Raw genomic sequence first — 25075 nt, forward strand, 5'->3', positions numbered from 1 at the left:
AGAGGCCGGGATTCCAGACGATCTGAGGCATCGTTTACTAAGAAACGCGAAGTAATGGTGGCGCCCATTGTGAGATCGGCCCGTCGCGCCCATCGTACCGGGCGACCGGTTCGACCTATGATGGACAGACGGGAACTTAACCATGCAGGCCTTCGACACTGACGTGCGTAACCGCATCATCAAGCTGGTGAAAGATATCCTCGAGCAGAACTCGCTCACCGCGGACGTCGCACCGTCGACGAAGCTCGTCGACGCCGGCCTGACCTCGATGGACATGGTCAATCTGATGCTGGGTGTCGAAGCCGAGTTCGACTTCACGATTCCGCAAACCGAGATCACGCCGGAGAACTTCCAGTCCGTCGCGACGCTGGAGCGCATGGTCGCAACCCAGCTGAAGCTGGCAAAGGCGGCTTAACGTCCGCTGTCGTTCCGGCGAACGCCGGGACCCATAACCCCCAGGGGGAGTTTGCCAAGGCTGGTCGTTCGGGACTAAGGGCACCGGCCAACGATTCGCGGTCTTGATCCCGGCCTTCGCCGGACGGCACCGATGCGCGGTCGAGGCCGGTCACATCTCACAGTGTCGACATCGCCGCCTTGCCATCACCCCGTTCCAAATCCGTCCCAAAACTGGCATAGCTTAACCATGTCGCGCGAGGCGGACAGGGTGGAGCAGGCATGACGCAGGCGGTATTGGGCATCATCGGCGGCTCCGGCATCTACGATTTGCCGGGTCTCGAGGGCGCGCACGAAGAGGTGATCAAGAGCCCCTGGGGCGACCCGTCGGCACCCGTGCGGCGCGGCACCATTGCAGGCCTGCCGATCGTGTTCCTGCCGCGACACGACAAGGGCCACCGGCTGTCGCCCTCCGACATCAACTATCGCGCCAATATCGACGTGCTGAAGCGGGCCGGCGTCACCGACCTGATCTCGCTCTCGGCCTGCGGCTCCTTCAAGGAGGAGCTGCCGCCCGGCACCTTCGTGCTCGTCGACCAGTTCGTCGACCGCACCTACAAGCGCGAAAGCTCGTTCTTCGGCAAGGGCTGCGTTGCGCATGTCTCGATGGCGCATCCGGTTTCGCCGCGGCTGCGGATTCACCTTGCTGCGGCCGCCGAGGCCGAGGGCATAGCGATCGCGCGCGGCGGCACCTATGTCTGCATGGAGGGGCCACAATTCTCCACCTATGCGGAGAGCATGACCTACAAGACATCAGGCTATTCCGTGATCGGCATGACCAACATGCCCGAGGCGAAGCTCGCCCGCGAGGCGGAGATCTGCTATGCGACCGTCGCGATGGTGACGGATTTCGACTGCTGGCATCCCGATCACGACGCCGTCACCGTGCAGGACATCATCCGCGTGCTGACGTCGAACGCCGACAAGGCGAAATCACTCGTGGCGCGACTCGCCAGGGATTTCCCGCGCGAGCATGAGCTGTGCCCGATCGGCTCGGACCGCGCGCTCGACACCGCGCTGATCACGGCGCCGGAGGCGCGCGATCCCGAACTCCTGAAGAAACTCGACGCGGTAGCCGGGCGCATCCTGCGCGGTTGAAGTGAGAGGCAGAAGGCCATGAAGGTCGACGGCAAGCATTTCCGCAGCATCTGGCGCGAGCGTGACGGCTGGTCGGTGGGCGCCATCGACCAACGCCGGCTGCCGCACGACTTCGTCGTCGCGCGCCTGACTTCGTGTGAGGACGCGGCGGTCGCGATACGGGATATGCTGGTTCGCGGTGCACCGCTGATCGGCGCGACCGCGGCCTATGGCATGGCGCTCGCTATGCGCGAGGACGCCTCCGATGCCGGCTTGAAACGCGCCTATGACACGCTGGTCGTGGCGCGGCCGACGGCGATCAACCTGAAATGGGCGCTGGACGAGATGCGCACGGCGCTCGCGCCGATCGATCCGGTCGAACGGGCGGAAGCGGCGTATGCCCGCGCCGACGAGATCGTGGAACAGGACGTCGAGATCAACCGCGGCATCGCTGCCAACGGCCTTGCGCTGATCGATGCGATGGTGGCCAAGAAGAAGCCGGGCGAGACGGTCAACGTGCTGACCCATTGCAACGCCGGCTGGCTCGCCACCGTCGACTGGGGCACCGCGACCGCGCCGATCTATCTCGCACATGAGCGCGGCATCAAGATCCATGTCTGGGTCGACGAAACCCGGCCGCGCAACCAGGGAGCCTCGCTCACGGCGTGGGAGCTCGGCCATCACGGCGTGCCGCACACGGTAATCCCAGACAATACCGGAGGGCACCTGATGCAGCACGGCATGGTCGATCTCGCCATCGTCGGCACCGACCGCGTCGCCGCCAATGGCGACGTCTGCAACAAGATCGGCACCTATCTGAAGGCGCTCGCCGCGCACGACAATGGCGTGCCGTTCTATGTCGCATTGCCGTCGCCGACAATCGATTTCGCGGTTGACGACGGCATCCGCGACATCCCGATCGAGCAGCGCAGCGGCACCGAAGTGACCGACATGACTGGCCGCACCGTGGATGGAAGGCTTGAGACTGTGCGGATCGTGCCCGAGGGCTCACCGGTCGCGAACTATGCGTTTGACGTGACACCGGCGCGGCTCGTCACCGGCCTCATAACCGAACGGGGGGTGCTCAAGCCGGATCGCGCCTCGCTCGCAGCTGCGTTCCCAGAGCGCATCGCCGCCGCGGCGGAATAGGGGTTCGCGCGAGGCGAGGTCGCCACGCGCCATCATTGCTTCGTCGCTTCGCTCCTCGCAAATGACGAGAATGATAGACTACCCCAGCATAAGCCCCGTTGCGGCCTCCAGCTCGGCGATCGCCTGCGTGCCGCTGGTGACCTTGATCGTGGTCATGCCCATCTCGCGCGCCGGCTTCAGGTTCACGCCAAGATCGTCCAGATAAACGCAGTTCTTCGGATCGACCTTCAACGTCTCGACCATCAGCTGGTAAATCCGCGGATCCGGTTTGCGCAGGCCGATCTTGGCGGATTCGATGACGTGATCGAACAGCACCATAACCTCGGCAACGTAGAGCGAGCGTCCGGTCATGCTGCCGATGGCATTGGCCGGCAGATTGTTGGTGATACAGCCGGTCTTGAATTGCGCCTTGATGCGCTTCAGCGCTTCGACCATCTCGGGGCGCAGATCGCCCTGCAGCAGCGGCAGCACCTCGCGGCCGCGAACTTCCGCCCCGAGGGCGAGTGATTCCGCCGCGAACAGTTTGTCGAATGTCTCGATATCGACCTCGGCGCGCTCAAATTTGGCCCAGGCATTTTCCAGATGATTGGCCGCGTTGGTGCGTCGGATGATGTCGGCCGGCAGACCGCGCTCTGTTTCGAATCGCGAGAATGCCTCGAACGGCGAACTCGTCAGCACGCCGCCAAAATCAAAGATCACAGCCTCGATCGCCACCAATTCTGCCCTCGTCAATTGCTTTCCAGGAGGGCTAGCATGCGCTATCGGCAAGGGCCAGTCCTGCCGATGCCAGAGCATGTTCCCATGAAGAAGGTCGTCACTCTCCTCGCAGCCGCGCTGCTGCTCACGATGCCCGCTCATGCCATCGTCGGCGGCGGGACGCCGCAAACCGAAGGTGTTGCGCGTGCCGTCGTCACCATCGTCGGCTCGCGCGGCAATTTCTGCACGGGCACCCTGATTGCGCCGAAGCTTGTGCTGACGGTCGCCCACTGTGTGCAGCCCGGCGCGGACTACAAGATCGTGGATCGCGGCGCCGACGGTCAGCCCCAATTGCTGAACGTTCGCACGGTCGCGATCCATCCGAACTTCAACATGCAGGCGATGCTGGCGCATCGTGCCACGGCAGACGTGGCATTGCTGCAACTTGAAATTCCACTCAAGGGAAAATCGACGGTGCCGGTCGGAATGCCGAATATTCCAATCCAGGTCGGCAGCCGTTTCACCATCGCCGGGATCGGCGTCACCATGCGCGGCGATGGCAAGAGCGGTGGCGCAATTCGCGTTGCCGGCCTTGTTGCCACCGGCCAGCCCGGCACGTTCCAGATTCGCCTGGTCGATCCCGTAACCAACGGCGTTCGCGACGGAATTGGCGCCTGCACCGGCGATTCCGGTGGCCCCGTGTTCGAGGACAAGCCTGATCGTGCCGTGCTTGTTGGGGTCATCAGCTGGTCGACGGGGCCGAATGGCGCCGCCGGCTGTGGCGGGCTGACCGGCGTCACGCCGTTGACGCTCTATCGCGACTGGATCTTGCAGACGGCGCGGAGCTGGGGCGCGGCGTTGTAGTTTGATCGCGACTTGATCTATGTCATTTTGCAAGGGAAGCGCGATGGGTGACCCTGCCCGTCGCAGAGGAAACGCGCCGCCATCAAGGCGGCCTGACCAAGACAAGGCATAGAATCAACAATGAATGTCGCTGTTCGCAATCACGCCTCGGCTAAACAGGCTTCAGAACATTTCGACGTGCTGATCGTCGGTGCCGGAATTTCCGGCATCGGCAGCGCCTATCACGTCAGCAAGCAGCTTCCGGGCACGAGCTACGTCATCCTGGAGACGCAGGCGACCTTCGGCGGCACCTGGAGCACGCATCGCTATCCCGGCATTCGATCGGACAGCGATCTCCATACCTTCGGCTACAGCTTCAAGCCTTGGGTCGGGCCGCCGATCGCGACGGCCGAGGAGATCCTCGCTTATATGAACGAGGTGATCGACGACAACGATATCGCCCGCCACATCCGCTACAAGCACAAGATCGTCTCGGCGAACTGGTCCAGCGAGCAGAATCTCTGGACCATCGAGGCGGTGACGACCGACACAGGCGAGGCAAAGACCTTTACCGCGAACTTTCTCTGGATGTGCCAGGGCTATTATCGCCATTCGGAAGGCTACACGCCGGAATGGAAAGGCACGGACCGGTTCAAGGGCCCCATCGTCCATCCGCAGACCTGGCCTGACGACATCGATCTCGAGGACAAGAAGATCGTCGTTATCGGCTCAGGCGCCACCGCGGCGACGCTGGTGCCGAATATCGCGGACAAATGCGCGCATGTCACCATGCTGCAGCGCTCGCCGACCTATTTCCGCCTGGGGCGCAACGCCATCGAGATCGCGGAGGAACTGCGCCGGCTCCAGGTCGACGAAGCCTGGATCCACGAAATCGTCCGCCGCAAGATTCTGTTCGAGCAGGATGCGTTCACCAAGCTCTGCCTGTCCAAGCCGGAGGAGGTGAAGAAGGAACTGATCGGCCAGATCAGCGCCGTGCTCGGTCCTGACTACGACGTCGAGACGCACTTCACGCCGAGCTACCGGCCGTGGCGTCAGCGCATCGCCTTCGTGCCGGATGCCGATCTGTTCAAAGGCATTGCCAGTGGCAAGGCCTCCGTCGTCACGGACGAGATCGAATGTTTCGTCGAGAACGGCATCCAGCTGAAATCGGGCCGGCTGCTGGAGGCCGACGTCATCATCACTGCAACGGGCTTCAATCTCTCGGCGCTCGGCGATATTGCCTTCGAGATTGACGGCAAGCCGCTCGCTTTCGGCGAAACGGTCACCTATCGCGGCATGATGTTCACGGGCGTGCCGAACATGGCCTGGGTGTTCGGCTATTTCCGCGCCAGCTGGACCTTGCGCGTCGATCTCGTCGCGGATTTCGTTTGCCGCCTGCTCGGCCACATGAAGGCGAAGGGCAAGAAGAAGGTCGAGGTGTCCTTGCGTGCCGAAGACCACAACATGCCGATCCTGCCCTGGATCGATCCGGAAAACTTCAACCCCGGCTACATCATGCGCAACATGAACTTGCTGCCCAGGCGCGGCGACAAGCCGGAATGGCAACACAGTCAGGATTACTGGACCGAGAAGGACGAAATCCCGAAGACGGATCTGGATGACAAGGCGTTTGTGTACGGGTGAGGTTTTCGAACGTCACGCGCTCCAATGCCGGCAAGGGGCGTCGTGCGCTACAATTGGTGGGCTCTAACGCTTCTGCTGGGCCGGCTTGCGCGGTGGGCGCGGAGCGACGGCGGCTGCAGGCATGCCGCTCATCTTGTTGGCGGCCTCGCTGAGGTCGAGCAGCGAACGCCTTGTGTCTTCGAGGAAGCTCGCGGATTTCTTCTTCATGGTGTCGGCGAGCTCGTGCAGCCCCTTCAGTTTTTCGAACAACTCGTCGGTCTTGCCATCGATGAAGCCGGGCACCGCGCCCTCGATCTTGGCGACGGCCTTGTCGAAACCGGCAAATGCATCGTCGACCTTGAGCATCACCGTGTCGATCTCGTCACCCCTGCCCCTGAGATCGGCGGTATGATCCTCGAACGTGCGCAGGCCATCCTTGATCGCGGGCGCATTGCTGACGATCGCGCGATCGACGCTGTGCAGCGTATCGACGATGGATTCGGCGTCGCTGAGATCGGCGATCAGTACGGGGATGCCGTCGGCATCGAGCGGCACCGGCGGCGCGGAGGGGGCACCGCCGATCAGCGAGACCGCGGCGACGCCGGTGAGGCCCTGGAACTCGATGCCGGCCACTGTGTCCTTGCGCAGCGGCGCGGCGTTGTCGAGCGACACCAGCGCCACGACCTTGCGCGGACTCTCCAGCTTGATCGAGAGGATCTGGCCAGCCGGCACGCCGTCGAAATCAACCGGGCCGCCGCTGCGCAGGCCGCTCGCGGAACCACCTTCGAAAACGACGCGCAACTGGCTGCGGCTCTGGCTGGCGCGCCATTTCTGCACGCCGAGTAGGCCGCCGAACGCGACGGCGATCACCGTCAGCGTCGCCGTGCCGATCACCAGATTGCTTGCGCGTGCCATGCGGGTGACTCTACGACCAAAGCCGGGAAGTTGGAAGCAGGCCCGATGGTACGCAGGGCGGCTTAGCGGAGCGTGACCCGCCGTCGTCTCAATCAGTTTCAGTTGGCGGATTACGCCGCGCTAATCCGCCCCCGTGCCACATCAATGCTTGGCGGCGCGTTTGGCGGCGGCATTGTTCAACACGATCAGCGCATCGACAGCGACACCCGTCCTGGCATTGATCAGGAACGGATTGACGTCGATTGACGCGATCCGGTCGCCGGCGTCCGCAATCAAATTGGAGAGCCCGACCAGCGCCTTCACGGCGGACGCCTCGTGCAATGCCGGCTTGCCGCGATAGCCGCGCATCTTGGTGCCGGCCTTGGTGCGGCCGATCAGGAGCCGCGCCTCGGCCTCGTCCAGCGGTGCGCCCGCCAATGCCACGTCCTTCATCAGCTCGATATCGATGCCGCCGGTGCCGAACAGCACGACGGGTCCCATCTCGGCATCGAGCGAGGCGCCGACCACGAGCTCGAGGTCGGCCTTGACCTGCTGCGCGATCAGGATGCCGTCGAGATCAGGCTTGCCCTTCAGCTTCTTCACCCGCGCGATGATGTCGGCAAACGCCTTCTTCACCTCGGCCGCACTGGTGAGGTTCAGCACCACGCCGCCGATGTCGGATTTGTGCAGGATCTCGGCGCTGACGACCTTGGCGACGACCGGGAAGCCGATCTGCCTGGCGATCTTCACGGCCTCCGCCGCCGTCTGCGCGATTCCCTCCTTGGAGACCGGGATACCGTAGGCTTTCAGCAGCTTCTTCGAGGCGACCTCGTCGAGCGCGGCGCCACTCGCGGATTTCAGTGCCTTCTCAAGCACGGCGCGCGCGGCGGGCTTCGAGCTCGAGACGATGTCGGGGATTTCCTTGCGCAGCTTCGCATAGGCGAGCAGCGATTTGATCGCGGTCACCGCGCGGTCCATGCCCTGCATCACGACGAGATGCGGCAGCGATTTGCGCAAGCCTTTGGTGAACTCGGTGAAGCCGATCGACATCGCGCTGATATAGATCACGGGTTTTGAAGCACGGCTCGCCATGTCGTTGACGATGCGCAAATTGCGCTCGCGCTGCTCGTGCGGCGTCTTGGGAAACTCGGCGTCGACAATGACGATGTCGATATCGGGGTCGTCGATCATCAGCTTGATCGACTTCATGTAGACGGAGGGATCGACCACCGCGGCAAAGCCGGCATCGAGCGGATTGCCGATGATCGAGCCGGGACCCAGCATCTTTGCCAGCTCGCTGCTGACATGAGGGCTCAGCGGCGCAAAATTCAGGCCTTCGGCATAGAAGGCGTCCAGCAGCATGCCGCGCTTGCCGCCTGATAGCGTGACTGCCGCAAGCCGGTCGCCCCTGGGGACAGAGGCGAGGACGAAGCATTCCGTAGTCTCGATCAGCTCGTCGAGCCCGCTCACGCGGATCACGCCTTCGCGGGTTGCTATCGCATCGAATGTCTCGATCGAGCCCGCAAGCGCGCCGGTATGGGCCATCGCGGCGGCGCGCCCACCCTCTGACGATCCGAGCTTGAGCGCTATCACCGGCTTGCTTGCGGCGCGCGCAGCCTTGCAGGCGTCGCGAAACGCCTTGGTGTTGCGCACGCCTTCGAGATAGACCACGATCACCTTGATGCTCGGATCCTCGGCGAAATAGCGCATCAGGTCCGGCGTCTCCAGCCCGGCCTCGTTGCCGGTTGTCACCATGTAGCCGACGCCGACGCCGCGATCTTCCAGCGCCTGACGGATCGCCATCACGATGGCACCGGATTGCCCGGCAATCGCCACGGGGCCTTGTTCCATGGTGACGATTCGGTCGTCGATATTGGTGAAGAGCTTTTCACCGGCGCTCAAATTGCCCAGGCAGTTCGGGCCGGTGACGGCGAGCCCGGTCTCGCGCACCGCCCGTCGCAGCTCGACGGCGAGCTTCTGGCTCTCCTCGTCCTGCAGCTCGCTGAAGCCCGAGGTGACGATGGTGGCGGACCGCGCACCGGCTGCGGCGGCGTCGCGGATCACCTGTACGGCAAAGCGTGCGGGCACCAGCACCAAAACGTGATCAGGCTTTTCGGGGAGGCTCGCAAAATCCTTGTAGCAGGGCACGTTCCAGATGGTCTCGCGCTTGGCATTGAGCGGATAGAGACCGCCCTCGAAGCCGTATTTGACAAGATTGTTCCAGATGCGCTCGGCGTAATTGCCCGGCTTGTCGGTCGCGCCCACCAGGACGATATTGCGGGGATGCAGCATGGCGTGGATGCCTTTGACGACGTCGCTGGCATCGGGCGAGGGAGACCATGGGTGGGCAGGACCCGACGCGGCAGAGACCCGAGCTTCCATGGCATGACCTCTTCTGTTGTTCTTTTTGATCGGTTGTTCTTTTTGGCGGCGTGTCACTTGATCGTATGGGGAGTTGCGTGGAGTGGCAACCAGCAGCGCTGCATGCCGCACGGCGGAATGAGCGGTGGGCTGCAATGTTGTGAACGCTGAATCGATACCGGAGCGACCGATTGCGGACAGCTATTCACGTTCTCCGATCAAGGTGGCATGCAGCAGGTAGCGTTCGAGGCCTGGCGTGACCGCGTCAAACGGCCAGCAAGTCGCAAGCACCAGCTCGAAGCCTTGAGTCGCGGGATCGATGCCCGATGCGTCGAAATGGACGACCGCCATGGAATCCGCGCGATAACGAAAGCGTTTGCCGTCACTGCGCGTGACGTCGATCACGTCGCCAATGGCAACCCTGCGCAAGAAGCGGAAGTGGGTATCGCGATGAGCCGCATACACGGCGACGCCACGCTCGCCGGCGTCAACCGTCTCGCTGATGTGCCCGGGCCCGAAGGCGAGCGCCTGGCCGCTTGTGCCTTCCAGAACGATGGCACTGGCGCCGATCCGCTGCACCTCGATCCTTGCCACCGGCCATGTGTCGGCCCACGACCACGGTTTGACCGGTCGGCCGATCGCAATGCTGCTGTCGAACGCACGTTGCAGCAGCACCTGTGCAAGCCAGGCCTTGGCGTGAATGTAGGCGCCGTTGCCGAACAGGATGGCGCCGATCAGCGCGAGGATGAGGGGCGAGATGAAGCGGGGCATTACTTCCACCACGGTCATTGCTTCGCTGCGCTCGCAGTGACAGCAGAAAAAATACGCGCGCGGCCGTTGAGTTCGGGACGGGCAGCCGCGCGCGCAAAGGAAGAGGAGTTCGGGGGACTCCTCTCTCAAGCGGCGCCAGCGAGCAAGCTCTGACGCCGGTTGAACAGGAACAGGAGCAAGGCGAGCACGATCATGATCAGGCCTGCGATCATCTTCAGCCCGGCCGAGGTCGCGGACTTGGGCAGGCGGATCGCATCCGATGTGACCGGTGCCGGTCGCCTTGCGGCAGGTTGGCCCGCATCGGCGTGGCGTTCGCGCAATTGCGTCGGCTGCGGCCGTTCGCCAAGCACTTTCGCGAAATCCCAGCCGGCAGGCAGGTTGACCGGCAGCTCGCTGAGCTCGAGCGGCGCGCCTTCGGGGCGGCTCGGCGTTTTGTCGACAGCGACGAGACTGGTCAGCCGCGTGACGATCTGATGCTCGAGCGCCAGGGCAAGGATCGTCTTGTCGGTATCCTCAGGCGTCATCTCGCGAAGCGTCCGCGCCACTTCGGCATCGCTGACCTTGCGCCTCGCCCAGAGCTTCGACAGGCCCTTGCCTTCGGCGGCATTTTGCAGCGGGAGCGTCACGGACCACGGGCGGTCGCCGACGCGCCCCTTGATCTCCAGCGAGCCCGCGAGCTTGTCGAGCTTCGCCGCCAGCACGAGCGGCTCGTCGCGATAGACGTCCGGAATGATCGCGGGCGTGATGTCGGCTTGGGCCTGAGAGAACTTTGCGGTGAGGCCGGTGACGGCGGGATTCTCCAGCCTGGCGAACAGGCCGCGCATGCGCTCCTCGACCTGCTCGACGGACCCGATATGGGTGAAGGCGCCGCGGCCGAGTTCGGAAGCGCGCGTCATCAGATAGGTGTTCGGCGCGGAGCCGATGCCGACCATGAAGATTCGCGAGCGGCCGCGCATGGCCGTGATCGTCTCGAACAATTGCTGCTCGTTGCCGATCGCGCCGTCGGTCAGGAAAACGATCTGGCGAACCATGTTGATGTCGCCGAGCCTGTCGGTCAGCGCCGCGCGCATCGCAGGCACCATCTCGGTGCCGCCGCGCGCCTGCAGTGCGCTGACGAACGAGGTCGCTGCACCGACATGCGCGGCGTCGGCCGCAACCGAGGCCGGAAACAACACGTCCATGGTGTCGTCGAAACGGATCACGTTGAAGCGGTCGTCCGGCTGGAGGCGGCCCAGCGCATAGAGCAGGCTCGCCTTGGCCTGCTCGATCGAGGTGCCGCCCATCGAGCCGGAATTGTCGATCACGAACACCACTTCGCGCGGCAGCGGCTTTTGCGTCGCTTGCTCCGCGGCCGGCGGCGTGACGAAGGCAAGCAGGTAATCGGCATCGCCGACATGTTCGCGGAACAGCCCGACCGACGGCGCCTTCTCGGCAGCGGGCTTCCAGGTCAGCTCAAAATCGCGGTCGGCGGGCACGGCGCCGTCGGCAAGCGTCACCACGCGCGTGGTGTTATCAGGGCTCTCGATCTCGACATCGTGATGGTGGCTCTTCACCTCGCCGAGCGCGAAGCCGGCTTTCAGGTGCACCGTGATGCTGGTCGGATTGACCGGCGCGTTATTCGCGGGATCGACAACCGGCGGCGAGATGCGGTCACGGTCGGGCACCGGGTCCGAACTGGTCGAGCCCCAGCCGGAGCCGTCCTTGCCGAAGTCGACGCTCTGAACGATCGGCGCCGGATTGTAGCGCGGCCCGACGACGAGCGGCACACGCAGCGAATATTCGCTGCCGGATTGATGGACAGGCTCCTGATATTCGATCTGCACCAGGACGGTTTCGCCCGGACCGATATTGGCGACCGAATTGGTGAAGATGTTGGGCCGTTCCTGCTCGGTCAGCGCCGCCTTCTGTCCGCTGCGGCGCGCCTGCTGGTAGATCACGCGGGCCTGCTGACGCTCCTTGATGTCGCCGACGATGACGCGGCCGCCAACGATCATCTTCAGCGTATCGACGGCACCGTCACCGGCGAGCGGATAGACATAGGTCGCCTCGACCCAAGCCTTGCTCGGATTACGAAAGACCTGCGTGACGCGCGTGCGCAGCGTCGGGCCTGAGACCGTGATGTCGAAATCGGTCCGGAGGCGGATGGCTTCGGTCGTGATGCCGTCCTTCCGTAGCAGGAGGGTGCCGGAATTGGCGTCGCCGGGCTGGAGCAGGCTCGCTTGCTCTGTCGTCGCCGACCAGGAGGTCTCGAAGCTCACCAGCAGGGCGACGAAACTGACCAGGAGCACGGCAATGCTTTGCGCCAGAAGGAAAAGTCCGATCTTGATCAACCTGTTGAGCCAAGGGCGCTCGTCTGGGTGGTCGTCGCTGTCGACTGTGTCGTAAGTGTCCATTTGGCTTGCTCCCGAACGGTGTTGGACGTCGCTGAGCATCGGTCGGGCGGGGGCGATTTCGCGAGCAGAATGATCGGCAATGTTCCGCCGCGGTTGGCCTCCCCGGGCCGCCGCTTTGGCGGTCATGTCCGGTTTTGTGCTGATTGGTCCGCCCTGCTACAGTAGCGGGCGTGGAGCGGGGTTAACGATGCAGACGCAAGACAAGCTCTCCGACAGGCAGCTTTCGGACGAGCAGAGCCGGGAGGTCGCGGAGACGATCCGCGAGGAAATCGCCAGACGCCGGATTTCGCGGCAGGCGCTGGCCGAGCAGGCCAAGCTCAGCCTGTCGACGCTCGAGAAGGCGCTCGGCGGCCGCCGCCCGTTCACGCTGGCCACCACCGTCCGGCTGGAGCAGGCGCTGGGCGTGTCCTTGCGCAAGAGCATCGTTGCGCCGGCGCCCGCTGTTGGTAGCGATGTCGCGCCCGACAGTCTCGGCTCTTATTCGCATCGTGCGGTGACCTGGATCGAGGGCGTCTACATCACGCTACGTCCGTCGTTTGGCGACAAGGATGCGATTTTTGCCTACCGCACCGAGATCGTCTGGGAGCCGAAGGTCTCGTCGCTGGTTTTCCGCGAAGGCGAGCGGACGGATACGGCCTATGAGCACACGGGTGAAGTTGCCGTGCCGCACCAGTCCGGCTTCATCTATCTTGTCATCAACAAGCATGGCCAGCACCGCGTGATCACGGTGTCGCGGCCGACCGTATCAGGCGCGATGTATGGCATCATTTCGACGCTACGCGCCGGCGCCGGCTCGCAACTGACGCCGGTCGCGGCGCCGATCGCCTATGTACCGGCACGAATTATCGCCGATCCGGCTGTGGGCCGGATCTCACAGGACCACGCGAACTACAAGCTGTATCGAGATCATCTTCGGCGTACCGTCGACGACTCCTTTGCGCTTTTCCTGCCGGCTTGATCTCGCCGGCTGACGCATGAAAAGATAGCGGCCTGTCGACCGCTATCCTGTGTCAGTTGCCTCCGGCCGAAACTAGCCGCTCGGCTCGGCGCTGATGATGGGGCCGAACAGCTCCCACTGGCCGCTCTTGAACCGCCACATTTTGAGCTGCTCGATCGGCGCGAAGTCGGTGGCCGAGGTGTTGATCGTAATCCCCGGGATCAGCGTGTCGGGGGTGAAGTCCTTCAGGCTGGCGGCCTGCTTCATCACGTTCTCGCGGGTCAGATTGTCCCCTGCCTGCTTCAGCACCTGCACCATGGTCTGGGCTGCGGCATAGCCGTAGACCAGATTGGCGTCCGAGATGTTCGCGCCCGGCATGTACTTCTCGATGAAAGCCATGAACTTCTTCATGCCGGCATCGTCCTTCCACTGCGGATCGGACGCATCCTTGAGGTAACCGGCCGACAGCACGCCCTCCGAGGCCTCGAGCCCGGCGGGCTTCATCACCGCGCCGATCGAAACCGAGACGTCGGTCATCAAATGCATCGGTTTCCAGCCGAGCTCGGCGATCTTCTTGATGGCTTGAGCGGCAAATTTCGGGGTCGCAATGTTCACGAAGACATCGGCGCCGGTGTCCTTGAGTTTGACGATATGGGCGTCGATCGAGGGCTCCGACGTCTCATAGCTCTCTTCGGCCACGATCAGCTTCGAGGCCTTGTCGCCGAACACGTCCTTGATGCCGGCGAGGTAATCCTTGCCGAAATCGTCGTTGGCGTAAAAGATCGCAACCTTTGCGTCCGGCTTCTCCTTCAGGATGTATTTGGCGAAGATCCGCGCCTCGACCCGGTAGCTCGGCTGGAAGCCCATCGTCCAGGGGAAATTCTTCGGATCATTCCACTTGCTGGCGCCGGTGGCGAGGAAGAGCTGCGGCACCTTCTTGGCATTTTGGTATTTCTGCACGGCGGTCTGGGTCGGCGTGCCCAGCGCGTTGAAGACAAGAAATACCTCATCGCTCTCGATCAGCTTGCGGATCTGTTCCACCGTCTTCGGCGGCGAGTAGCCGTCATCGTAGGAGATGAAGTTGATCTTGCGGCCGTTGATGCCGCCCTGGTCGTTGATCATCTTGAAATAGGCGTCTTCGGTCTTGCCGATGATGCCGTAGGCGGAGGCCGGGCCGGAATAGGCCTCGACATTGCCGATCTTGATCTCGGTGTCGGTGACCCCGGTGTCGTACGCCTTCTGCGCGAAGGCACCCTGGGTCGTGAGCAGCGTCAACGCGGTTGCTGCGGCAAGCAGGGAGAGTTTCCTGTTCATGAAAATTCCTTGCGGTTCGTCTGGATTGGAGCAGGCACGTCGAAAAACAAATGCGCCCGAGAGGAGCGCTTCGATCAGGCATTGGCGACTTTCTTGTCCACTTCGGAAGCAACGGAGAATTGCTTGCGCAAGGTCGGCTTGTGGATCTTGCCGGTGGCGTTGCGGGGCAGCGCATCGACGAAACGAACCTGGCGCGGGCATTTGAAGCGTGCGAGATTGGCGGCGCAGTGCGCGAAGACGTCAGCTTCCGTCAGCCGCTGGCCTTTTTTGGTCGCGACGATGGCGAGGCCGACCTCGCCCCATTGCGTATCAGGGATGCCGATCACCGCCGCTTCCGCAATCGCGCTGAGCTGGTGCAGGACGTTCTCGACCTCGGCTGGATAGACGTTCTCGCCGCCGGAGATGTACATGTCCTTCCAGCGGTCGACGATATAGTAGAAGCCCTCCTCATCCACGCGCGTCGCATCGCCCGTGTGCAGCCAGCCATCGGTGAAGGATGTCTCGTTCGCCTCCGGCCTGTTCCAGTAGCCCGGCGTGATGTTCGGCCCTTTGACCCAGAGCTCTCCGAGCTCGCCGACCTCGGCATCGCTGCCGTCGGGGCGGACGATGCGCACCTCGGTGTGCAGGACCGGCTTGCCGGCAGAGCCCGCTTTCCGCGCTGCGTCCTCGCGGTCGAGCACCAGCACGGCCGGCGAGGTCTCGGTCATGCCATAGCCCTGCTGGAGCGCGACGCCGCGCTCCTCCCATGTTTTCAACAGCGGCACCGGCATCGGCGCGCCGCCGACGCCGCAGACGATCAATCGGCTGAGATCGGTGGTCGCGAAGGCCGGATGCTGCGCCATGAATTGGTAGATCGCAGGCACGCCGAAGAACACATTGATGCCCTGCGCGGGATCGTTGATCAGGCCGAGCGCGGTGCCGGGATCGAAGGCGCGCATGATCATCACGGTGCCGCCGGCATGCAGCACCGGGTTGGTATAGCAGTTCAGCCCGCCGGTATGAAACAGCGGCAGCACGGTGAGCAACACCGATGCCGGCCCGATGCAGGCGGGGCCGCCGAGATTGACGCAATTCCAGAAGGTCATGCCGTGGGTGATGGTCGCGCCCTTCGGATGTCCCGTCGTGCCCGACGTGTACATGATGGTCGAGATATCATCGAGCGTGACCTGCTCGGTGCGGTCGAGCAGCTTGGCCCCGGCGATGCCGGCCTCATAGGTGCCGTCGGCACCGAGCAGCAGGCTGGTCGCGACGTTGCAGAGCTTTGCTACGGTGATCGCCGTCTCGGCGAGATCGGCATCGTGAATCATCACCTTCGGCGCACAATCGCCGGTGATGAACTGAAGCTCCGGAATGGTGAGGCGGGTGTTCAGCGGCACGAACACGGCGCCCACGCGTCCGCAGGCGAATTGCACCTCCAGCGTATCGGTCGTGTTCAGCGCCAGCACGGCGACGCGGTCGCCGCGCGAAACCTTCAGCGTATGACGGAAGAACGAGGCGAGGCGTGAGACGCGGGCGTCGAACTGCGCATAGGTGAAGCGGCGCTCGCTCGCGAGATCGACGGCCGCGATCTTGGAGGGCGCGCGACGGGCATGATGGGCGATCCAGTCGTAGTAACGAACGGCCAACAATCCCTCCCTCGGCGGTGTTTGCCGCCTGAATTTTTTGAGTGCTGTGCACCATGCCCGGCGTGGCCTGGGAGGCCAGCCGGGAGTTTTTGTGCAGTAGTCTTTTTTGTTTGGAGTTGGCCTGCGAGGGACGAAAACCTCTTGCGTTGAGTTGCTAGGCGAGGACCTGCACCGGCAGGCCTTTCGGGTCAGCCACTCCGCGCAAGTGGCCCGCGAATGTTCCGGCCATGGTGCAACGACCGGAATCGCCGAAGGCGCAAGCCATGAAGAGCCCGTTCTATACCGCCGAGCACGATGCCTTCCGCGACGTCATGCGCCGCTTCGTCGACAAGGAGATCACCCCGTTCGCCCATGAATGGGACGAAGCCGGCGAATTCCCCCGCGCGCTCTACCGCAAGGCGGCAGAGATCGGTCTGTTGGGGCTCGGATTCCCCGAGGAGTATGGCGGGATCCTTGCCGACCAGTTCATGAGGATCGTCGCGACCCAGGAGTTGGCGCGGGCCGGGGCCGGGGGCGTCAGCGCCAGCCTGATGAGCCACACCATCGGTTCGCCGCCGATCGCACGCGCAGCGCGGCCGGAGGTGAAGGCGCGCGTGCTGCCGCAGGTGCTCTCGGGCAAGAAGATCTCCGCGCTCGCGATCACCGAGCCCGGCGGCGGCTCTGACGTCGCGAGCTTGCGCACCAAGGCGCGGCGCGACGGCAATCACTACGTCGTGAGTGGCGAAAAAACCTTCATCACATCAGGCGTCCGTGCCGACTATCTGACCGTTGCCGTGCGGACCGGCGGCGAGGGCGCCGGTGGCGTCAGCCTGCTCCTGATCGAGGGCGATACGCCCGGCCTGTCACGCACGAAACTGAAGAAGATGGGCTGGTGGGCGTCCGATACCGCGACATTGCATTTCGATGAGTGCCGCGTGCCGGCCGAGAACTTGATCGGTGAGGAGGGCCAGGGCTTCAAGATCATCATGCAAAATTTCAACAGCGAGCGCATGGGCATGGCCGCAGGCTGCACCGCCTTCGCGCGCGTCTGTCTCGATGAGGCGATCGCCTATTCCAAGGAGCGCAAGACGTTCGGCAAGCCGCTGGCCCAGCATCAGGTCATCAGGCACAAGATCGTCGACATGGCGCAGAAGGTCGCGGCGTCGCAGGCGATGCTGGAGATGCTGGCCTGGCGGCTGGAGCAGGGCGAGAGCCCGGTCGCGGAAATCTGCATGATGAAGAACCAGGCAACCCAGACCATGGCGTTCTGCGCCTCGGAAGCCGTCCAGATCTTTGGCGGCGCTGGCTTCATGCGCGGCATCAAGGCGGAGCGCATCTACCGCGAGGTCAAGGTCAACGCCATCGGCGGCGGCACCGAGGAGATCATGAAGGATCTGGCCTCGAGGCAGATGGGGCTGTGAAGGACGAGGCTGAAAGAATGCTATTCACCGCCGACCACGACGAGATCCGTCGCTCCCTGCAAAAATTCATAGCCAACGAGATCAATCCGCATGTCGATGAATGGGAGAAGGCCGACATCTTTCCGGCGCATGCGCTGTTCAAGAAGATGGGCAGTCTCGGCTTCCTCGGCCTGAACAAGCCGGTGGAGTTCGGCGGCTGCGGCCTCGACTATTCCTACGCGCTGATGATGGCGGAGGAACTAGGGGCCATCACTTGCGGCGGCGTGCCGATGGCGATCGGGGTGCAGACCGACATGGCAACGCCGGCGCTGGCCCGATTCGGCTCCGACGAGGTGCGGCGCGAATTCCTCAGCCCGTCGATAGCAGGCGATTACGTCGCCTGCATCGGCGTCTCCGAGCCGGGCGCGGGCTCGGACGTCGCCTCCATCAAGACCCAGGCGCGCTCCGACGGCGACGACTACCTCATCACCGGCGGCAAGATGTGGATCACCAATGGCACCCAGGCCGACTGGATCTGCCTGCTCGCCAATACCGGCGATGGCCCGGTTCACCGCAACAAATCCCTGATTTGCGTGCCCATGAAGAGCAAGGGCGTCACCGTGGCCCGAAAGCTCGACAAGCTGGGCATGCGCTCCTCCGACACCGCGCAGATCTTCTTCGACAATGTCCGCGTGCCCAAGCGCAACCGGATCGGCGAAGAGGGCAAGGGCTTTACGTACCAGATGATCCAGTTCCAGGAGGAACGGCTCTGGGGTGCGGCCGCCTGCCTCAAGGCGCACGAATACATCATCGATCAGACCATCGAATACACCCGCAACCGCAAAGCCTTCGGCCAGAGCATCCTCGACAACCAAATCGTCCACTTCAAGCTCGCGGAGATGCAGACCGAGGTGGAGCTCTTGCGCGCGCTGATCTATCGCGCCGCCGAGCAGCTGGTCGCCGGTGAGGACGTGACGCGGCTTGCGACCATGGCCAAGCTCAAGGCCGGCCGGCTCGGCCGCGAGCTCACCGACGCCTGCTTGCAATATTGGGGCGGAATGGGCTTTACCAACGAGACGCCGGTCAGCCGCGCCTATCGCGACAGCCGCCTGACCTCGATCGGCGGCGGCGCCGACGAGGTCATGCTGATGGTCCTGTGCAAGATGATGGGCACGTTGCCAGGTAGTAAAGGGAAGGCATGATGATCACGCTCTATCATTGCGACGCCGCGCGCTCGTTCCGTCCGCTCTGGATGCTGGAGGAGATGGGGCTGCCCTATGAGCTGAAGATGCTGCCGTTCCCGCCCCGCGTCTTCGCCAAGGACTATCTCGCGCTCAATCCATTGGGCACGATTCCGTTCATGGTCGACGGCGAAACCAGGATGACGGAGTCATCGGGCATCTGCCATTATCTCGGCGTCAAGCACGGGCCGACACCGCTGATGGTCAACCCCGAAGATCCCGCCTATGGCGCTTTCCTGAACTGGATGTATTTCAGCGACGCGACGTTGACCTTCCCGCAAACGCTGGTGCTTCGCTACAGCCAGCTCGAGCCGGAGGAGCGCCGCAATCCGCAGGTCGCCACCGACTATGCAAAGTGGTTCCTGGGGCGGCTGCGCGCCGTCGAGGCAGCGACCGCCAATGCCGAAACCTTGTGCGCGGGCCGCTTCACCGCCGCTGACATTGTCGTCGGTTACGCGCTCCGCCTCGCCCACACCATTGGACTCGCCAAGGATTTTGGACCGAATGTCGCAGCCTATTGGGCGCGCCTGCAGCAGCGCGACGGGTTCAAGCGCGCTGTGGCTGCCGAGCAGAAGGCCGGCGCCGAACAGAATGTTGCGCCGCGCGTGAGACCGTAAACATTCCGCACGGCGGGACTACGATCTCCGCGCGGTTCCGGGAAGACCGATCGTCGTACCGGAATGGTAATCTTTTGCGCGCCATGACAGCGCTACCCGCCGTGACAGCGCCCAAATTTCCGCTAAGCTGACCTCCGTCCGCAGCGGCCAAAGAGCCGCGCGAGGAGGATACGCAATGGAAGACACGGGTCGCGAATCCGACCATCTGATGCTGATCACGCCGGAGCGGGTGTTCTATGCCGGTTTGCTCGGCAGGCCTCGCAAGCGGACCCCGGGCTGCTGCCACGTCTACGTGGCGGTGAAGGGTAGCCTGCATCTCACCATCGACGACGTCCTCGCCTCCGCGGAGCTGTTCGTCACCCTGCCGAACCAGCGGCATTCCATCGCCGGCGACTACCGCACCGCAATCAGCGTGACGCTCGAGCCGGAAAGCATGCCAGATGGCGTGCTGGAGGCCTTGGCCCGGCGGCTGATGGGGCCGGATCGCGCTGCGTACGCCAGAAAAATCCTCGCCGCCTATGCGCTGCTGCGGCAGCGCCGCTATGGCGACATCACCACCGCTGAATTCGACGAGATGTGCTTTGGCGAAGCACTGCCGCGCCGCGTGCTCGACCCGCGCGTCACGCGCGCCGTTGCCCGCATCGAACGCTTCTCCGGTGAGCCTGTCACCGCGGATACCTGCGCGGCCGAGGCGGGCCTTTCGACCTCGCGCTTCCTGCATCTCTTCAAGGAGGAGACCGGCATCTCGTTCCGCTCCTTCCGCGCCTGGAAGCGCGCGCGGCATCTGCTGCACTTCGCCAACCAGGACCTCAACCTCGCTCATCTCGCGCAGGACATCGGCTACCCCGATAGCACCCATTTCAGCCACTCGATCCGCCGCTTCTACGGATTGAAGCCGCGCGCGATCTTCGTCGGCTCGCGCGATCTTGCGATCTATCGCAGCACCGAGACCGTGCGGCTCGATATCGCTTCGTAGGGTGGGTTACGCCTTCGGCTAACCCACCCTACGGCATCTCGTTTGTCAGCTTCTCCGCGCAAGAAGCTGCATGCCCTGCATCACATGATTGCATCGTTGAATTCTCAACGTGCGAGATAGCTGTGGCATGAGCGACAAGGCCGTCATCACCTGCGCGCTGAACGGCGTGCTCACCGACCCCAAACAGCACAACGTCCCTGTCACGCCCGAGCAGATGGCGCGCGAGGCAAAGGCTGCGTTCGATGCCGGCGCCTCCATCATGCACATCCATCTGCGCCAGCAGGCGCCGGGCAAGGGCCATCTGCCGTCCTGGGAGGTGAGCGTCAGCAAGGAAATCCAGCAGGCGATCCGTGAAGCCTGTCCCGGCGTCATCATCAACCACACCTCGGGTGTTTCTGGCCCGAACTACAGCGGCGCCCTGGATTGCATCCGCGAAACCAGGCCGGAGATCGCCGCCTGCAACGCGGGCTCGCTCAACTATCTGAAGGTCAAGGCCGACAACAGTTGGGCCTGGCCTCCGATGATGTTCGACAACGCGGTCGAGAAGGTGAAGGACTATCTCGACGTCATGGACGAAGTCGGCACCATTCCCGAGTTCGAGTGCTTCGACGTCGGCATCGTGCGCTGCGTCGGCATGTATACCCAGGTCGGCATGTACAAGGGCCCGCTCGAATATAACTTCGTGATGGGTGTCGCGTCGGGAATGCCTTCGGATCCGGAGCTGCTGCCGATCCTGATCAAGCTGAAGCGCCCCGAGGCGCAATTCCAGGTCACGGCGATCGGCCGCGAGGAGATCTGGCCGCTGCACCAGCGCTGCGCCGAGCTCGGCGGTCACTTGCGCACCGGTCTCGAGGACGCCTTCTATCTCGCCGACGGCAAGAAGGTGACATCAAACGGCCAACTGATCGAGGCCATTGCGGCTTGCGCCCGCCGCGCCCGGCCGCGAGGTCGCGAGCCCCGCCGAGGCGCGGAAGATCTTTGGGACGAACAGATAGCCCCAGCCGTCATATCGAGCGAAGCGAAACAATCCAGAGTGCATCCGCGGAAACAGACTGGATTGCTTCGTCGCCAGCGCAAAATTGCTTCGCAATTCTGTCGCGGGCTCCTCGCAATGACGGGTAGGAAAGAATCATGTCCATTCTCGAAAACACCATTTCCACCGGCAGCGCCGCCTACCGCGCAAACCGCGACGGCATGCTCGCGCTGATCGATCGCATGCGCTCGCTGGAAGCGCGCACGCGTGCCGCGTCGGCCGCGGCAAAGGATCGCTTCCACAAACGCGGCCAGCTCTTGCCGCGCGAGCGGGTCGCGCTGGTGCTCGACCCCGGCGCGCCCTTCATCGAGCTCTCGACACTCGCCGGCTATATGTTCGATGTGCCCGATACGAGCAAGAGCGTGCCGGGCGGCGGTGTCATCGCCGGTATCGGCTTCATCTCAGGCATCCGCTGTATGGTCAGCGCCAGCGATTCCGGCATCGATGCCGGTGCACTCCAGCCCTACGGCCTCGACAAGACACTGCGGGTGCAGGAACTGGCGCTGGAGAACAAGCTGCCTTACGTCCAGCTCGTCGAAAGCGCCGGCGCCAATCTCCTGCGCTACCGCGTCGAGGACTTCGTCCGCGGCGGCAATATTTTTCGCAACCTTGCGCGGCTCTCGGCCGCAGGCCTGCCCGTCGTCACCGTCACGCACGGTTCGTCCACCGCCGGCGGCGCCTACCAGACGGGCCTGTCCGACTACATCGTCATGGTCCGCGGGCGTACGCGCGCCTTTTTGGCCGGGCCGCCGCTGTTGAAGGCTGCAACCGGCGAGATCGCCACCGAGGAGGAGCTCGGCGGCGCCGAGATGCATACGCAAATCTCCGGCCTCGGCGACTATCTCGCCGAGGACGACCGCGACGCCCTGCGCATCGCGCGCGAGATCATGGCGGCGCTGGAATGGGAGCGGCCGGGCCGGGCGGCTCGAGAGTTCGAGCCGCCGCGCTACGATCAGGACGAGCTGCTCGGCATCATGCCGATGGATCACAAGCGCACCGTCGACATGAAGCAGGTGATCGCCCGCATCATCGACGATTCCGATTTCACCGAGATGGCCTCGAATTACGGTCCGGCCACCGTCTGCGGCCATGCCCGCCTCGAGGGCCATGCCATCGGCATCATCACCAACAACGGTCCGCTCGATCCTGCCGGCGCCAACAAGGCGACGCATTTCATCCAGGCTTGCTGCCAAACCCGCACGCCGATCCTCTATCTCAACAACACCACCGGCTACATGGTCGGCAAGGCCTATGAAGAAGCCGGCATGATCAAGCACGGCTCGAAGATGATCCAGGCGGTGACCTCGGCGACGGTGCCGCAGATCACGATCTATTGCGGGGCGTCGTTCGGCGCCGGCAATTACGGCATGTGCGGCCGTGGCTTCCATCCACGCTTCTGCTTCTCCTGGCCCAACGCCAAGACCGCCGTGATGGGCGGCGAGCAGGCCGCGGAAACCATGGCGATCGTGACCGAGGCGGCGGCGGCGCGCCGCGGCAAGCCGATCGGGAAGGACAAGCTGGATGCCATGAAGGCCGAGATCGTCGGCGTGTTCGACGGCCAGATGGACGTGTTCTCGACCAGCGCGCGCGTGCTCGACGATGGTGTGATCGATCCGCGCGACACCCGCGCGGTCTTGTCCGAGGTGCTGGCCATCTGCCGCGAGGGCGATCGTCGCGCGCCCCAACGCATGCAGTTTTCGGTGGCGCGGCCATGAGGAACGGATCAGTGCCGCACCGGCCGTTCCACAGGGTCCTGGTCGCCAATCGCGGCGAGATCGCGCTGCGCGTGATGCGTAGCGCGCGGCGGCTGGGCCTCGGCGTTGTCGCCGTCTATTCGGATGCCGATCGTGATGCGCTCCACGTCCAGCGGGCTGATCAGGCCGTGCGGATCGGTGAAGCCTTGCCGGCGCAATCCTATCTCAACATCTCCGCGATCATCGCAGCTGCCAGGGCCAGCGGCGCGGATGCCGTTCATCCCGGCTATGGTTTCCTCGCCGAGAATGAGGACTTCGCACAAGCCTGCAAGGACGCCGGGCTCGTCTTCATCGGCCCATCGCCGCAGGCGATCGCGGCGATGGGCAACAAGGCCGGCGCCAAGGAGATCATGAAGAAGGCCGGCGTGCCTGTCGTGCCCGGCTATCAGGGCGCCGACCAGAGCGACGAGGTCATGCTCGCGGAAGCCGGGAAGATCGGCTTTCCCGTGATGATCAAGGCGGTCGCGGGCGGCGGCGGTCGCGGCATGCGGCTCGTGACTGATGCCGCATCGTTCCCTGATGCGTTGCGCAGCGCGCGGTCAGAAGCCAAAGCCGCATTCGGCGATCCGACCGTGATCCTCGAACGCGCCATCGAGAATCCGCGCCATATCGAGATTCAGGTGTTCGGCGACGTCCATGGCAACGCCATCCATCTCGGTGAGCGCGATTGCTCGGTGCAGCGGCGGCACCAGAAGCTGATCGAGGAGGCGCCGTCGCCGGCCGTGACGCCGGAGCTGCGCGCGAAGATGGGCGAAGTCGCCGTCGCTGCGGTCAAGGCGCTGCGTTATGAGGGCGCGGGCACGCTGGAATTCCTGCTCGATGAGAGCGGCGAATTCTACTTCATGGAGATGAACACGCGTCTTCAGGTCGAGCATCCCGTCACCGAGGCGATTACCGGGCTCGACCTCGTCGAGCTGCAATTGCGCGTTGCGCGCGGCGAGCCCCTGCCGGTGAAGCAGCAGGACATCAAATTGTCCGGTCACGCCATCGAGGTGCGGCTCTGCTCGGAAGATGCCGCGCAGGATTTCATGCCGCAGTCCGGCCGCATGACGCGCTGGCAGGTACCCGATGGCATCCGCGTCGAGCACGCGCTGCAATCGGGCTCGGAGATTCCGCTATTCTACGATTCCATGATCGCCAAGATCATCAGCCAGGGCGCCACGCGCGAGGAGGCGAGGGGGCGGCTGATCGTCGTCCTGGAGCAACTCACCGCGCTTGGCGTCACGACCAATCAGGCATTTCTGCTGACGTGTCTGCGCCATCCCGGCTTTGCCAGGGGCGAGGCGACGACGGCCTTCATCGGCGCGCATCGCGACCAGCTGCTGCGGCCGGAGAATGCTGCATTCGATACCGCGCTCGCGGGCCTGCTGCTCTACGTTACCAATCCGCGCGCACCGTCATGGCGGCGTGGCCGGAGCCTGTCGGCAACGTTTCCTCTGCCCGCGAAAATCGAAATCGCCGGCCATGCGGTCGAGCTCGAAATCACCCGCGAGCGCGATGGCAGCTACACCGTCGCCACCGACAGCCGAGAGGACAAGTTCGAGATCGAGCACGTCGATCCCGATGCCGTCCGCTTCCGCCGCGACGGCGTCACGGACAGCGTAAAATTCCTGCGCGATGGCGACAGGCTCTATCTCCAGCACCGCGGCATCGCGCTCGCGGCCACCGACCTCACCCTCGCCCCACCGAAGGCCGCGGCAGGCAACGGCGGCGACGGCAAAGTCCGCGCGGCCATGAATGGTCGCGTCGTTGCGGTGCTGGTCAAGCCGGGTGATCGCGTCACATCAGGCCAGCCGGTGTTGACGCTGGAAGCGATGAAGATGGAGCACGTCCACAAGGCCGGCATCGACGGCGTGGTCGCCGCGATCGAGGTCGCCGAGGGCGAGCAGGTCACGACGGGCAGGATCGTGGCGGAGATTGGGGCGGGGTAGCGGCTGTC

Annotated in this window: 19 protein-coding genes and 1 pseudogene; 13 read left to right on the forward strand and 7 right to left on the reverse strand. The window is 63.9% G+C overall.

From position 1 onward, the window contains the following. The first annotated feature begins 142 nt into the window (after positions 1-142). From ACVW16_RS19335 to mtnA, 3 genes are all read left to right on the forward strand, one after another. A complete protein-coding gene (locus ACVW16_RS19335) occupies positions 143-415 on the forward strand; it encodes a phosphopantetheine-binding protein (RefSeq protein ID WP_456700733.1) in 273 nt (90 codons plus the stop codon). Between the two features lie 260 nt (positions 416-675). After that, positions 676-1551 (forward strand): S-methyl-5'-thioadenosine phosphorylase, encoded by an 876-nt coding sequence (locus tag ACVW16_RS19340; RefSeq protein WP_456736634.1) that lies wholly within the window; start codon positions 676-678, stop codon positions 1549-1551. Between the two features lie 18 nt (positions 1552-1569). After that, on the forward strand, positions 1570-2679 hold the full coding sequence (gene mtnA, locus ACVW16_RS19345) for an S-methyl-5-thioribose-1-phosphate isomerase (protein ID WP_456700735.1): 1110 nt from the start codon (positions 1570-1572) through the stop codon (positions 2677-2679). A gap of 78 nt (positions 2680-2757) precedes the next feature. Here the strand turns inward: mtnA and ACVW16_RS19350 are convergent, their stop codons facing one another. Then, positions 2758-3393: an HAD-IA family hydrolase gene (locus ACVW16_RS19350; RefSeq protein ID WP_456738255.1), complete on the reverse strand. Its 636-nt coding sequence runs from the start codon at positions 3391-3393 to the stop codon at positions 2758-2760. Positions 3394-3480: 87 nt separating this feature from the next. Between ACVW16_RS19350 and ACVW16_RS19355 the strand changes: the two genes are divergently transcribed. Further along, entirely contained in the window at positions 3481-4239 is a 759-nt protein-coding gene (locus ACVW16_RS19355) for a S1 family peptidase (protein WP_456700737.1), read from the forward strand. Between the two features lie 120 nt (positions 4240-4359). Continuing rightward, the gene (locus ACVW16_RS19360) at positions 4360-5862 is read left to right on the forward strand and encodes a flavin-containing monooxygenase (RefSeq protein WP_456700738.1); all 1503 of its coding nucleotides are present in this window, start codon (positions 4360-4362) and stop codon (positions 5860-5862) included. A gap of 63 nt (positions 5863-5925) precedes the next feature. Here the strand turns inward: ACVW16_RS19360 and ACVW16_RS19365 are convergent, their stop codons facing one another. The 4 genes from ACVW16_RS19365 to ACVW16_RS19380 all read right to left on the reverse strand — a co-directional run bounded on the left by ACVW16_RS19365 (position 5926) and on the right by ACVW16_RS19380 (position 12260). Further along, positions 5926-6756 carry an MlaD family protein gene (locus ACVW16_RS19365; protein WP_456736633.1) on the reverse strand — a complete coding sequence of 277 codons (831 nt, stop codon included), beginning with the start codon at positions 6754-6756 and terminating at the stop codon, positions 5926-5928. 141 nt (positions 6757-6897) lie between these two features. Further along, positions 6898-9117 carry an acetate--CoA ligase family protein gene (locus ACVW16_RS19370; protein WP_456802388.1) on the reverse strand — a complete coding sequence of 740 codons (2220 nt, stop codon included), beginning with the start codon at positions 9115-9117 and terminating at the stop codon, positions 6898-6900. Between the two features lie 180 nt (positions 9118-9297). Continuing rightward, a complete protein-coding gene (locus tag ACVW16_RS19375) occupies positions 9298-9867 on the reverse strand; it encodes a class GN sortase (protein WP_456738254.1) in 570 nt (189 codons plus the stop codon). A gap of 125 nt (positions 9868-9992) precedes the next feature. Then, complete coding sequence (locus ACVW16_RS19380) at positions 9993-12260, reverse strand: marine proteobacterial sortase target protein (RefSeq protein WP_456736631.1); 2268 nt, start codon at positions 12258-12260, stop codon at positions 9993-9995. Between the two features lie 187 nt (positions 12261-12447). On the opposite strand from ACVW16_RS19380, the gene ACVW16_RS19385 reads away from it, so the two are divergent. After that, complete coding sequence (locus ACVW16_RS19385) at positions 12448-13218, forward strand: helix-turn-helix domain-containing protein (protein ID WP_456700742.1); 771 nt, start codon at positions 12448-12450, stop codon at positions 13216-13218. Between the two features lie 72 nt (positions 13219-13290). On the opposite strand, the gene ACVW16_RS19390 is transcribed toward ACVW16_RS19385, so the two are convergent. Then, positions 13291-14511, reverse strand: coding sequence for an ABC transporter substrate-binding protein (locus ACVW16_RS19390; protein ID WP_456700743.1), 1221 nt, complete (start codon positions 14509-14511; stop codon positions 13291-13293). A gap of 74 nt (positions 14512-14585) precedes the next feature. Further along, positions 14586-16136, reverse strand: coding sequence for an acyl-CoA synthetase (locus tag ACVW16_RS19395; protein WP_456700744.1), 1551 nt, complete (start codon positions 16134-16136; stop codon positions 14586-14588). A 263-nt stretch (positions 16137-16399) separates the two neighbouring features. Between ACVW16_RS19395 and ACVW16_RS19400 the strand changes: the two genes are divergently transcribed. From ACVW16_RS19400 to ACVW16_RS19430, 7 genes and pseudogenes are all read left to right on the forward strand, one after another. Beyond that, positions 16400-17536 (forward strand): acyl-CoA dehydrogenase family protein, encoded by a 1137-nt coding sequence (locus tag ACVW16_RS19400; RefSeq protein WP_456802389.1) that lies wholly within the window; start codon positions 16400-16402, stop codon positions 17534-17536. A gap of 17 nt (positions 17537-17553) precedes the next feature. After that, positions 17554-18717 (forward strand): acyl-CoA dehydrogenase family protein, encoded by a 1164-nt coding sequence (locus ACVW16_RS19405; protein ID WP_456736629.1) that lies wholly within the window; start codon positions 17554-17556, stop codon positions 18715-18717. Further along, positions 18717-19373: a glutathione S-transferase family protein gene (locus ACVW16_RS19410; RefSeq protein ID WP_456738253.1), complete on the forward strand. Its 657-nt coding sequence runs from the start codon at positions 18717-18719 to the stop codon at positions 19371-19373. Before ACVW16_RS19405 ends, ACVW16_RS19410 begins: the two co-directional genes overlap by 1 nt. A 175-nt stretch (positions 19374-19548) precedes the next feature. Beyond that, positions 19549-20349, forward strand: coding sequence for a helix-turn-helix domain-containing protein (locus ACVW16_RS19415; protein WP_456736628.1), 801 nt, complete (start codon positions 19549-19551; stop codon positions 20347-20349). Between the two features lie 127 nt (positions 20350-20476). Then, positions 20477-21344 (forward strand): annotated as a pseudogene (locus tag ACVW16_RS19420) (3-keto-5-aminohexanoate cleavage protein). A gap of 136 nt (positions 21345-21480) precedes the next feature. Then, on the forward strand, positions 21481-23097 hold the full coding sequence (locus ACVW16_RS19425; protein WP_456736627.1) for an acyl-CoA carboxylase subunit beta: 1617 nt from the start codon (positions 21481-21483) through the stop codon (positions 23095-23097). Beyond that, the gene (locus ACVW16_RS19430; RefSeq protein ID WP_456736626.1) at positions 23094-25067 is read left to right on the forward strand and encodes an acetyl-CoA carboxylase biotin carboxylase subunit; all 1974 of its coding nucleotides are present in this window, start codon (positions 23094-23096) and stop codon (positions 25065-25067) included. Before ACVW16_RS19425 ends, ACVW16_RS19430 begins: the two co-directional genes overlap by 4 nt. Positions 25068-25075 lie beyond the last annotated feature (8 nt).

This window comes from Bradyrhizobium sp. USDA 4474 (assembly GCF_054057515.1).